7 protein-coding genes are annotated in these 11,783 nt (G+C 64.5%); 3 read left to right on the forward strand and 4 right to left on the reverse strand.

The window, feature by feature from the left end; genetic code table 11:
- Window positions 1–757 precede the first annotated feature (757 nt).
- Window positions 758–3,055: a TonB-dependent siderophore receptor gene (locus tag ACL2XQ_RS01605; RefSeq protein WP_413739989.1), complete on the reverse strand. Its 2,298-nt coding sequence runs from the start codon at window positions 3,053–3,055 to the stop codon at window positions 758–760.
- A gap of 315 nt (window positions 3,056–3,370) precedes the next feature.
- On the opposite strand from ACL2XQ_RS01605, the gene fes reads away from it, so the two are divergent.
- The 3 genes from fes to ACL2XQ_RS01620 all read left to right on the forward strand — a co-directional run bounded on the left by fes (window position 3,371) and on the right by ACL2XQ_RS01620 (window position 8,951).
- Window positions 3,371–4,645, forward strand: a complete 1,275-nt coding sequence (gene fes, locus ACL2XQ_RS01610; protein ID WP_413740494.1) for an enterochelin esterase — start codon at window positions 3,371–3,373, stop codon at window positions 4,643–4,645.
- Window positions 4,646–4,746: 101 nt separating this feature from the next.
- The gene (locus ACL2XQ_RS01615) at window positions 4,747–4,953 is read left to right on the forward strand and encodes an MbtH family protein (protein WP_410012406.1); all 207 of its coding nucleotides are present in this window, start codon (window positions 4,747–4,749) and stop codon (window positions 4,951–4,953) included.
- A 35-nt stretch (window positions 4,954–4,988) separates the two neighbouring features.
- On the forward strand, window positions 4,989–8,951 hold the full coding sequence (locus ACL2XQ_RS01620) for an enterobactin synthase subunit F (protein WP_413739990.1): 3,963 nt from the start codon (window positions 4,989–4,991) through the stop codon (window positions 8,949–8,951).
- 3 nt (window positions 8,952–8,954) lie between these two features.
- On the opposite strand, the gene ACL2XQ_RS01625 is transcribed toward ACL2XQ_RS01620, so the two are convergent.
- Genes ACL2XQ_RS01625 through fepD form a run of 3 tightly spaced genes read right to left on the reverse strand, consistent with a single transcriptional unit; the run spans window position 8,955 to window position 11,739 of the window.
- Entirely contained in the window at window positions 8,955–9,755 is an 801-nt protein-coding gene (locus tag ACL2XQ_RS01625) for an ATP-binding cassette domain-containing protein (protein ID WP_413721974.1), read from the reverse strand.
- Window positions 9,752–10,753 (reverse strand): iron-enterobactin ABC transporter permease, encoded by a 1,002-nt coding sequence (gene fepG / locus ACL2XQ_RS01630; protein ID WP_413739991.1) that lies wholly within the window; start codon window positions 10,751–10,753, stop codon window positions 9,752–9,754. Before fepG ends, ACL2XQ_RS01625 begins: the two co-directional genes overlap by 4 nt.
- On the reverse strand, window positions 10,753–11,739 hold the full coding sequence (gene fepD / locus ACL2XQ_RS01635; protein ID WP_410012402.1) for a Fe(3+)-siderophore ABC transporter permease: 987 nt from the start codon (window positions 11,737–11,739) through the stop codon (window positions 10,753–10,755). The genes fepG and fepD overlap by 1 nt, the downstream gene beginning before the upstream one ends.
- Window positions 11,740–11,783 lie beyond the last annotated feature (44 nt).

Here is an 11,783-nt window from a genome sequence, read left to right on the forward strand (position 1 = left end):
CGGTTATCGAATGCAACACGTATGGAAAACCGTTGGCACAGCGAAAATCAGTCATGCAGTCATGCAGTCATGCAGTCATGCAGTCATGCAGTAAGGCAGTTAGGCATTCATCATTCAGTTTTGAGTTTTAACAGTAAGCATTACGCTTTCAGCCATTAGCCATTAGCCATTAGCCATTAGCCATCAGGCTGTAAACATTAGCGCAAAATGAATACTGAGACTTTTCCCGGTAAGCGCATACCGCTAAGAACCTCAAAACGCTGTTTTACTGGCAGGCGATGGTGTTGACGTGGTGCCGGCATAGAGTGCGCCGGCGGCGCACGTCACGGCTGGATGAGCCGCCGGGAGCGGCGAAAGCCCGGATTGCGCCTGGAGCGCATACCGGGCGGTCCACAAGCCGGGATGGGTGATGCCGGGCACCGCGCAGCGGCGCACGATCTGTCGGACGCGCGGAGGTCAAGGAGGCCGTCGCGGTACGGCCTCCTTGTCGCTTGCCGGCGCCAGGCAATACATATCACCACCGAACGCACGGCAAGCGAAACCTCCGCCACGGCAGCATAAGCCTACCCGCACACGGCAAGCGAAACCTCCGCCACGGCAACATAAGCCTCCTCCGGCCACGGCAACATAAGCCTCCCCACATACTACAAGCGAAACCCTCTCCGGCCTGCCATACCTCTCGCCGCCGGCGCCCCTCCTTTGTCAACAAACCCATCGTACCAGCGGCACACCCTTTCCCCCGCTACCGGCGACGGCTTCAGAAGTGGGTGTTAAGGCCAAGGTAGAAGGTTCTGCCCGGTTCGTTGTAGGTAGCGGCGCCGGCGCCGTACATATAAGCGTTGGTGGCGGCGTTGCCGGTGGTCTGGGCGTTACCGGCGCGGAACTGGCGCTTGTCGAAGACGTTGTCGATGCCCAGGGTCAGGCTGGCGTATTTGTTGATATCGTAGGTGCCGCTCAGGCCGACAATGGCGTAAGGACTGACCTCATTGGTTTCGCTGCCGGTAACGCGTTCGCCCTTGTAGTTGTATTTTTTCGGTTTCTGGCGTCCATACCATGAAAGGGTGGACTGTAGCGACAGATCCTGGCGCGCCTGCCAGCTCAGGGTGGAATTCAGCGTATATTCCGGAATGATCGACAGGTAGTCCCCGGTCTCTTTATTTTTGCTTTCAATGATATAGGTAACATTGTTATTCCAGGAAACCGTTTCGCTAACCGGGATATTCAGCGTACCTTCCAATCCCTGCACCACCGCCTTGGGTACGTTTTCCCAGCGATAGATATCGGACGCGCCGTTGGTCGAGACGCCGGTCGGCACATAACCCGCCTCGATTTTATCGCGGTAGTCATTGCGGAAATAGGTCACGCCCGCCTGGTAGCCGTCGCGTTTAAATTCCAGCCCGATTTCTTTGTTGATGCTGGTTTCCGCCTTGAGATCATCATTACCCAGCAGATAACACCCGCCGGTGCTGGCGGCACAGCCCTGGCCGCGGCTGTAGAGCAGGTAGTTGGGGTTGGTCTGGAACAGGCTCGGCGCTTTATAGGCGCGGGCGATGCCCATTTTCAGGGTGAAATCCTGTCCCAGCCCCTGCGAGAGGTTAAGCGAAGGACTCCAGTTGTCGCCGACGATGGAATGGTGGTCGAAGCGCAGCCCCGGCACCAGCATGGTGCTGTCGGTCAGTTCCATATTATCCTCGGCGAACAGCGAGAAAATATCGGCCGAGGAGTAGGGGCTGCGTCCGGTGCTGGCCACGCCCGGGATAGCGCCGCCCAGGAGGGTCTGGGTATTCGACGCCGGATCCTTCATTTTCTGCTGGTTCCACTCGCTGCCGGCCGTGAGGGTCTGGTTGACCCCCAGCTCAAACGGCACGCTGAGTTCGGTATGCGCCAGCATGCTGTCCAGCTGGATGGTGGAAAAATCATTGCTGGCGAAAATCCCCTCCGTGCCGCCGGCCAGCCCCTCGTCCAGGCGGGTATTTTTTGTGCGCTCATATTGCAGGTAATTAAGGGTGCTGACGCCGCTGTCCCAGGCGCCGCGCCAGGTCAGGGCATGGGTCTGGCGATAGATACGGTTGGTTTCATGGCCGTAGTTGTCCTGCACCAACTGGCTGGTATTGGTGTTCTGGGTATCGCCGGCGTAGATATTGCCCTGGCGGCTGTAGGTGGTTTCATATTCCAGGCTTTGCATCGGCGCCAAATCCCAGTGCAGGAGGGCATCGATATTTTTGTCCCTGACCCCTTCGCGTCCGGCCGGGACAGTATCGGCATAGGTGCCGGTGCGCAGGGACTGATGACCGTCGTTAATATCCTGGGCGTCGGCCTGGGTTTTGCTGTAGCCGCCGGTCAGGCGGAAGCTGAACGCGTCGCTCAGCGGCCCGGACAGGCTGAAGTTGGTGCGTTTGGTCGCGCCTTCGTCGTCATGCTGCGGCATATTCAGGTAGGTATTCCATGAACCATGCCAATCGCGGGTGTCTTTTTTGGTAATAATATTCACCACGCCGCCGGCGGCGCCGTTGCCGTAGCGCGCCGCCGCCGGTCCGCGGATCACCTCGATATGATCGATCATTTCCGGCGGCACCCAGGCGGTATCGCCCCGGGTGTCGCGCTCGCCGCGCCAGCCCTGGCGCACCGAGTTGCGGCTGCTGACCGGCAGGCCATCAATCAGGATCAGGGTATTTTCCGGCCCCATGCCGCGGATATCGATTTGGCGGTTGTTGCCGCGCTGGCCGCTGGTGGAATTGCCGGTCAGGTTGACGCCGGGCATGGTGCGGATGATTTCCGACACATCGCGGGCGGGCGGCCGTTTCCTGATTTCATCGGCGCTGATGGTGGATACGCCAGGCGCCTGGAGATTTTGCTTTGCCGCGGTGACGACGATGGTATCGCCCGCCGCGCTTTTGCCGCCGCTGGTTGCCGTGGCGTCGTCCGTCGTCGCGGAGGTTGATACCGGTGCTGTGGTCGTGCTGTCGGCCGCAGGCGCGGCCAAAGGAAGCGCCAGAGTTCCCAGACCCAGACTGATTAGGGTCGCTAAGGAGTAACCTGAGAATGTGGTATGCATATGTTCCCTGATCTGTAGCCGATCCCGTGACTGCTCCGGCGAAAGCCAGCAGTATGGACGGCCTGCTATGTTATAAATTGGATAAAATAAGCAGTTTTTTCAGCAACTGCCGGCGGCTAGCACGCAATGTTAAATCGCTGTTAACATTACGTTATTCCCTCGTTCGGCCACGCCATTGACAAATAAAACCGACCCTTAATGGAACTTTTACACACTATTGCAAATAGAAATAATTATCAATAGTATTTAGTTTACGTTTTAGATTAAAACGTCTACATTCACGGTTTACATAAGGAATCGCGCCCGGTGAAAAAAATGATGTTGGCCCGCGCCGATGTGGGCGGCGACGACTGGTGGCGGGAGGTGGAACGCCAGGGCGCGCCCTGGGTGGAGGCCGGTGCGTCCGGGCAGTGCGGCGTGATATTCCTGTGGCGCGACCCCGGGGGCGACGAGCGCGCGTCCCCTATCCGCCGGGTATGGATTAACATCAGCGGCGTGACCGACCACCATAGCGATACCGGTCCGCAAAGCCTGGAGCGTATTGCCGGCACGGATGTCTGGTATTGGCAAACCAGTCTCGGCGCGCGGTGGCGCGGCAGTTATTGCTTTATCCCATGCCGGGACGACGGGGCGTTCGGCGCGGCGGCGGCGCCCATGGACCGCGCCGCGCTGCGTAACGCCTGGCGTGGTTTATTTTCCGGCGCGGTCGCCGACCGGCTTAATCCGCTGCGTGCCTGGACCAACGGACGCGGCCATCCGGTTTCCGCGCTGCATATGCCGCTGGCGCCCCCGCAGACGGCCTGGAACGAGTACGACAGGCTTGGCCCGGTGGCCGGGCGCACCCTGCCGCCGCTGCCGCCGCCCGCAGGGCTGGAGCGCCATCGCTGGCATAGCGAACGCCTGGGCAACAGCCGCGATATCTGGGTATTCACCAGCGGACGCCGGCATGCGCCCGGGCGTCCGCTGGCCATCCTGCTGGACGGGCAGTTCTGGGCGCGGCAGATGCCGGTCTGGTCGCCGTTGCTGCATATGACGCGCGCCGGGGTCCTGCCCGAGGCGGTCTATGTATTGATTGACGCCATCGATAGCCCACGGCGCGGGCGTGAATTAACCTGCAACCCTGAATTCTGGCGGGCGGTACGGGAAGAACTGCTGCCGCAGCTGGCAGCCTGGGCGCCGTACCGCGCCGATCCGGCGACGACGGTGGTGGCGGGGCAAAGCTATGGCGGCCTGTCCGCCCTGTATGCCGCCTTAAACTGGCCCGGGCATTTTGGCTGCGTGCTCAGCCAGTCCGGTTCGTTCTGGTGGCCCGACCGGGATGCGGCACAGGCGCGGGACGCCTCCGGCGATGACCGTGGGCTGCCGGCGCAGATCGGGCGGGGCCTGGGCGACGGACTGGCGCTTAAGGTCTTTATCGAGGCCGGCAACCGGGAGCGGCTTATTCACCAGGTAAACGACCGGGTGGTGGAACTCCTGCGCCGGCAAGGGCACCGGGTTGATTACCGGGTGGTGGACGGCGGCCATGACGCGCTGTGCTGGCGCGGCGGCCTGCTGGACGGGCTGGCCGCGCTCTGGTCGCCCGGCCGCTAGCGCCCCCGGCCCGCGCTTCCCGCGTCCATGCCCGGCCTGGCTATTTTCGCCCCGGGCAATCCCCGTCATTGGCGCTATCGCCACAAAATAAGGAGTGCGTTTTGGAACACCCCAACCCCTTCGACGATCCGCAACAGATTTGTCTGGTTTTGCAAAACCGCCAGGCCCAATACAGCCTCTGGCCGGATTTCAGCCCGGTGCCCGCCGGATGGACGCCGGTTTTTGGCCCGGCGCCGCGCCCGGAATGCGGCCGGTGGCTGGAAACCCACTGGACCGATATGCGTCCCGCCGCGCTGCGCGGGGCATAAGCAGCGCAACCCATCGTTTTTAAGGAGTTACCGCCGTGTCAGAAATATCCTTGCCAACCGGCGCCGATGGACAGCCGGCCGAACTGCCGCTGGTGGCGGCGCAGCCCGGTATCTGGGTGGCAGACCAACTTTCCGCGCAGCCCAACGCCTATGCGGTGGCGCACTATATCGAGGTTAAGGGCGATATCGATGAAGGCTGCCTGCTGCGCGCCATCGACCAGGGCATGGGCGAAGCCGACACCCTGCGCATGCGTTTTGCCGAGCGTGACGGCATTGCGGTGCAATGGGTTGACGGCGATCTGACCTTTGACCGTCCCGATTGCGTGGATCTCAGCGCCGCCGGCGACGCCCGGAACGCCGCGCTGGCGCTGATGCAGCAGGATCTGGCGGGAGATCTGCGGGTGCTGAGCGGCAAACCGTTGTACCGGCATCTGCTGATTCGCGTGGCCCGCGATCGCTGGTTTTGGTATCAGCGCTATCATCATCTGATCGTCGACGGCTTTAGTTTTACCGCCATCACCCGCCGCATCGCCGTGCTGTATAGCGCCTTCATGCGCCGGGAAACGCCGCCGCCGTCGCCTTTTACCCCCTTTCAGGGGGTGGTGGAGGAATATCAGGCGTATTATCAGTCGGATGCCTGGCGCCGCGACGCCGCTTTCTGGCGCGAAAAAACCGGCCGACTGCCGGCGCCGGGCACGCTGTCGCTCAAACCGTTGTCCGGCCAGGCCGCCACCACCCATGTGCTGCGTTATGCGCTTGATCTCGATAGCCGGCTGTTCGCCGGCCTGGTCACGGGGGAGGAGCGCGCGCCGGGCATCGCCGATCTGGCCCTGGCGCTGGTGGCGTTATGGTTTGCCCGGCTGTGCGGGCAACCGTCCTATGCCGCCGGTTTTATCTTTATGCGCCGTATGGCCTCGGCCGCCCTGGATGCCACCGGTCCGGTGATCAATGTCCTGCCGCTGGCCGTGACCGTCGGCCCGGGGCAGACGCTGGGCGCCTTGGCCGCCGCCCTGTCCGGCGAGCTCAAGAGCCTGCGCCGCCATCAGCGTTATGATGCGGAACAGGTACTGCGCGACCTGGGCCGCACAGGGGATGAACAACCGCTGTTCGGCCCGGTATTTAATCTGAAGATGTTCGACTTCCAGCTTGATTTCGCCGGGGTGGAGGGCGTGACGCACGCGCTGGCTTCCGGGCCGGTGCGCGATCTGGAAATCGCGCTCTATCTTGGGGAAGAAACGGTAGCGGTGGAACTGGTGGCCAACGCCGAGCGGTATACCGCCGGCGAGCTGGCCGGCCATGCCCGGCGCCTGCCGCTGCTGCTGCTCCAGTTTGCCGCCGATCCCGCGCTGCCATGCGGCCAGGCCGATTTGCTGGGCGAGGCCGACCGCGCGCTGCTGGCGCGCATCAATGATACCGGTAAAACGCTGGCGCCGGATACGCTCGCCACCCTGCTGGCACGCCAGGCGTTGCGCACGCCCCAGGCCGTGGCGCTGGCGGATGCGCGGCGCCGCCTGACCTACGGCGAAACCCGCGGGCAGGTGCTGGCGCTGGCGCAACGGCTGGCGGCGCAGGGGGTACGCCCGGGCGATATCGTCGCCGTCGCGCTCCCGCGCTCGGTATTCCTGACGCTGGCGCTGATGGCGGTTATCGAGGTGGGCGCCGCCTACCTGCCGCTGGACACCGGTTATCCGGACGAGCGGCTGCAACTGATGCTGGACGATGCGCGGCCGCGGCTGATTATCACCTGCGCCGGACAGGCCGCGCGGTTCGACGGCCGCGGCGATCTGTTGCTGTATGAGGCTCCGTTGACCGCGGACCCGCGGCTGCCGCGGGATTTCCCCCGGCCGTCGGCCCATCATCCCGCTTATATTATCTATACCTCCGGGTCGACCGGACGGCCGAAAGGCGTGGTGGTGGCCCATGACGCCATCGTCAACCGGCTGCTGTGGATGCAGGATCGCTATCCGCTGAGCGCGGATGACGCGGTGCTGCAAAAAACCCCCTGTAGCTTTGACGTATCGGTGTGGGAATTTTTCTGGCCGCTTATCAACGGCGCGCGGCTGGTCATGGCGCCGCCGGACGCCCACCGCGATCCGCAGGTGTTGCTGCAGCTTATCGCCGATTACCGCGTTACCACCCTGCATTTCGTCCCCTCGATGCTGGCGGCGTTTGTCGCCTCACTTGCCGATGACGGCGCCATCGCCTGCTGCGCCACCCTGCGGCGGGTATTTTGCAGCGGCGAGGCGTTGCCCGCCGAACTGTCGCGCCTGTGGCAGCGGCGCACCGGGGTGGAGCTGCATAACCTCTACGGCCCCACCGAGGCCGCGGTGGACGTCAGCTGGTACCCGGCCCACGGCGAGACGCTGGCGGCGGTGCGCGGGGCGCATGTGCCGATCGGCTTCCCGGTATGGAATACCGGCCTGCGCATTCTTGACGGGCGGCTGCGGCCGGTGCCGCCGGGCGTTGCGGGCGATCTTTACCTGACCGGCGTTCAACTGGCCCAGGGTTACCTGGCGCGCCCGGAGCTGACCGCCAGCCGGTTCGTGGCCGATCCCGACGGCGACGGCGGGCGGATGTACCGCACCGGCGATGTTGCCCGCTGGCTGGACGACGGCGCGGTGGAGTACCTGGGCCGCAGCGATGATCAGCTTAAAATCCGCGGGCAGCGGGTGGAGTTAAGTGAAATCGATCATGCGCTGCTGTTATTGCCGGGCGTGCGCCAGGCGGTGACCCATGCCCGGGTATTGGGCGCCGCGCCTGATGGCGGCATCGGCGGCGATGCGCGGCAACTGGTCGGCTATCTGGTGGCGCAGCCGGGTGAAAAGCTGCACCCCGAGGCGCTGCGCGACGCCCTGGCCGAACGGCTGCCGGCGCATATGGTACCGGTGGCGCTGGTCGAACTTCCGGCCCTGCCGCTCAGCGCCAACGGTAAACTGGATCGCAAGGCGCTGCCGTTACCCCAGTCGCGTCGGGCGACACGGGGACGAGCGCCGCAAACCGCCATCGAGCGGCGGGTAGCCGCGCTGTTTGCGCAACTGTTGCAACAGGAGATCGGGTCCGTCGATGATGACTTTTTTGCCCTTGGCGGCCATTCCCTGCTGGCGATGCGGCTGGCGGCGGAGCTGCGCCGCGACGTGGGTAAGCCGGTAACCGTCGGACAGGTGATGGTGGCCTCGACGGTGGCGCGCTTGGCCGCGCTGTTTGATGATGAGGTGGATAACGACCCCGGCGATGCTATCCGGCGTTCCGGACTGGACGCGGTCCTGCCGCTGCGCCAGGGCGAGGGCCCGCCGCTGTTTTGCTTTCATCCCGCCTCCGGTTTCGCCTGGCAGTTCAGCGTGCTGCGGCGCTATATCGATCCGCGCTGGCCGCTGGTGGGTATCCAATCGCCGCGTCCGGACGGTCCGCTGCAGCGGTGCGGCACCCTGGAGCAGGTGTGCGACGCGCATCTGCTGACGGTGCGCGACATACAGCCGCACGGCCCTTATCATTTTATCGGCTATTCGCTGGGCGGCACGCTGGCGCAGGGCATTGCCGCCCGTTTACGCGCGGCGGGGGAAACGGTGGCGTTTCTCGGCCTGCTCGATACCTACCCGCCGGAGACGCGCAATTGGGACGCGGTGCAGGGTAAACATGTGCTGGACCCCGAAGTGCTGGAGGAAGTACGGCGCGAGCGCGAGCAGTTCATCGCCGCGCAACAGGGTATTGCGGAGCCGGCGGGGGACGAACAGCGGCGGCTGTTCGATGCCATCGAGGGCAACTATGCGGATTCGGTACGCCTGCTGGCGGCCAGCCGCAGCGCGTATTTTGCCGGAGAAGCCACGCTGTTCGTGGCCCGGCGCACGCTGCCCGCCGCTATGGACGTGCGCCGGACCTGGTCAGATTATGTGGACCGGCTGCGCGTGCACGAACTGGACTGCGCCCATGTGGATATTATCTCGCCCGCGTCGTTCCAGGTGCTCGGACCCTTGCTTAACCAGGCGCTCAGGGAACTGTAGGCGTCAGCCCCGGCCCAGCGGCACGATCATCGGCGTATGGGAGACCGGATCGTCGATGATCATGCAGCGCAGGCCGAATACCGCCTCCACCAGTTCGGCGGTGACGATGTCCACGGGCGCCCCCTGGGCCAGGATACGCCCGTCGCGCATCGCCACCAGGTGGGTGGCGTAGCGGCAGGCGTGATTAAGATCGTGCAGCACCACCACCAGCGTATGGCCGGCGCGGTGCAACTCGCGCATCAGCTCCAGCAGGTCTATTTGATGGGCGATATCCAGCCAGGTGGTGGGTTCGTCCAGCAGCAGCAGCGGCGTTTGCTGCGCCAGCACCATGGCGATCCAGACCCGCTGCCGCTGGCCGCCGGACAGGGTATCCACCGGCCGTTCCGCCAGCCCGGCGACGCCGGTGGCGCGCATCGCTTCCTGCACCGCTTGTTCATCGCGCCCGCTCCAGCGGCTTAACAGCGATTGGTGCGGGTAGCGTCCGCGCGCCACCAGATCGCCCACCGTGATATCCCCGGGCGCGCTGGAGCTTTGCGGCAACAATCCCAGGCGCCGCGCCACCTCCTTGGTGGCGTAGGCGCCGATCTCCCGGCCGTCCAGCCATACGGTGCCCTCGCCGGGCCGCATCAGGCGGCTGAGCGTGCGCAGCAACGTCGATTTGCCGCAGGCGTTGGGGCCGATGATCACCGTCAGTTCACCATCGGGGATGGTGATGGACAGATCGCGGGCAATCACTTTTTTATCATAGGCGAGCGTAAGATTTTCCGCCCGCAGGCGGCTGGACGACGGGGTAAGGGCGCTCATTTTTTTCGCGACTCCCGGATTAATAAGCCGATCAGATAGAGGCCGCCGATGCTGACGGTAACCACCCCGACCGGAAGCTGATAAGGCGTAAACATACGCTGGGCGGCGAGGTCGGCCGCCAGCAACAGCAGCGCGCCGGTCAGGGCCGCCAGGGGGAGCGCCAGGGTTTGGCTGCCCGCCAGGCGGCGTGAAATCTGCGGCGCCACCAGGGCGATAAAGGAAATGGGGCCGGCGGCGGCCGTGGCGGCGGCGGTCAGGGCCACGCCCGCCAGCATCAATCCTAGTCGCGATCTTTCCACCGGCACGCCGAGCGCGCAGGCGGCGTCATCGCCCATTTCCAACAGGCGCATGCGCCGCGACAAAGCCAGGGCCAGGGCAAAGGCCAGGACAATCGGCACGGCCACCGGCGGGCATTTCGCCCAGGTCATGCCGTTAAGCGATCCGGCGCTCCATAGCCCGGCGGTCAGGGCGGATTCCAGCGAGGCGCTGACCACCAGCCAGGTGTTAAGCGATACCAGCAGGGCGCGAACGGCAATGCCGACGATAATGAGCCGGAAGGTCTGGATGCCGTTGCGCCAGGCCAGCAGGTAGACTATGGCGGCGGTCAGCAGGCCGCCGGCAAGGGCCGCGCCGGTTATGCCCAGATAGCTGCTGTTGAACAGCACTATCGCTATCAATACGGCGCTGTGCGCGCCGGTATTGAAACCCATGACATCCGGGCTGCCGAGCGGGTTGCGCATCAACGACTGGAAAATAGCGCCGCTGGCGCCCAACGCCGCGCCCAGCAATAACGCCATCGCCACCCTGGGCAGCCGCCATTGCGTCACGATAACCTGGATATTGTGCGCCGCCGCGCCGCGCAGGGCGTCCACCACCTGCCGGGCCGGAAGCGGGAGCGACCCGGCGCCGAGGGCGTAAATCGCCAGCGCAAGGCAGGCAAGCAGCAGGATGCCGACGGTCAGCGACGTCCTGATCCGGGCGTGCCGGTTCGCCATCATCACCGGCTTATCATCCGGTGGCGGCGTACCAGGGCTATCAGCACCGGCGCGCCGAGCAGCGCCGTTATCACCGATACGCGCAGCTCGCCGGGCACCATCACCCGGCCCGCCATATCGCTGCCCAGCAGCAGCAGCGGCGTAAGCAGCAGCGTCCAGGGCAGCAGCCAGCGGTGGTCCGGGCCGGCTATCCAGCGCGCGATATGCGGCATCATCAGCCCGATAAAGGCTATCGGCCCCGCCAGCGCCGTAGCCGCGCCGCATAACAGGGTAATGGCCGCCAGGCCGAGCAGCTGCGTCAGGCCCACCCGCGAGCCCAGCGCCGTCGCCAGTTCGCTGCCCATGCCCAGGGTATTGAGCGCCCGCGTTAGCCAAAGCGTCAGGCCGGTGCCCAGGACGATAGGCCAGATAACGGCGTTTACCGCCGCCATGCTGCGGATATCCAGCGAACCGGCCTGCCAGAAGCGCAATTGGTCGTAGACCAGGGGATTGAGCAAGGAAATACCGGAGGCCATGCCGTCCAGCACCGCGCCCAGCGCCACGCCCGCCAGGGTGAGGCGAATGGGGTTCAGCCGCCCGCCGCCCGCCGCGCCGATTAACGCCACCAGCAGGGCGGCGGCCAGCGCGCCGGCAAAGGCAAACCACAGGTAGCGATCGATGGAGGCGGCGCCGAAAAAGGTGATGCCCAGCACCACGGCGAACCCCGCGCCGGCGTTGACGCCAAGAATGCCGGGGTCGGCCAGCGGATTGCGGGTCAGGGTTTGCATCAGGGCGCCGGACAGCCCCAGGGCGATGCCCGCCAGCAGCCCGGCCAGCGTGCGCGGCAGGCGGCTCTCGAGGATAATAATACAATCCGGGCTGCGGCAGGCGCCGGTCAGCGCGGGCAATACCTGGTCGGCGGGAATGGTTTTGGCGCCGATAAACAGGCTCGCCGCCATCAATAATGCCAACAGCACGCCGCTTAACAGCAATCCGTAATAATGGCGCATAAAAGACTAAACCATAAATTATATGATAATGATATTTATTATCG

The sequence above is a fragment of the Sodalis sp. RH14 genome, from assembly GCF_047324285.1.
Taxonomy (GTDB): domain Bacteria; phylum Pseudomonadota; class Gammaproteobacteria; order Enterobacterales; family Enterobacteriaceae; genus Acerihabitans.

Coding starts and splice junctions, on each gene's coding strand:
- fepG (WP_413739991.1), bottom strand. CDS start 10,753: ATGATGGCGAACCGGCACGCCCGGATCAGGACGTCGCTGACCGTCGGC.
- fepD (WP_410012402.1), bottom strand. CDS start 11,739: ATGCGCCATTATTACGGATTGCTGTTAAGCGGCGTGCTGTTGGCATTA.
- ACL2XQ_RS01625 (WP_413721974.1), bottom strand. CDS start 9,755: ATGAGCGCCCTTACCCCGTCGTCCAGCCGCCTGCGGGCGGAAAATCTT.
- fes (WP_413740494.1), top strand. CDS start 3,371: ATGATGTTGGCCCGCGCCGATGTGGGCGGCGACGACTGGTGGCGGGAG.
- ACL2XQ_RS01605 (WP_413739989.1), bottom strand. CDS start 3,055: ATGCATACCACATTCTCAGGTTACTCCTTAGCGACCCTAATCAGTCTG.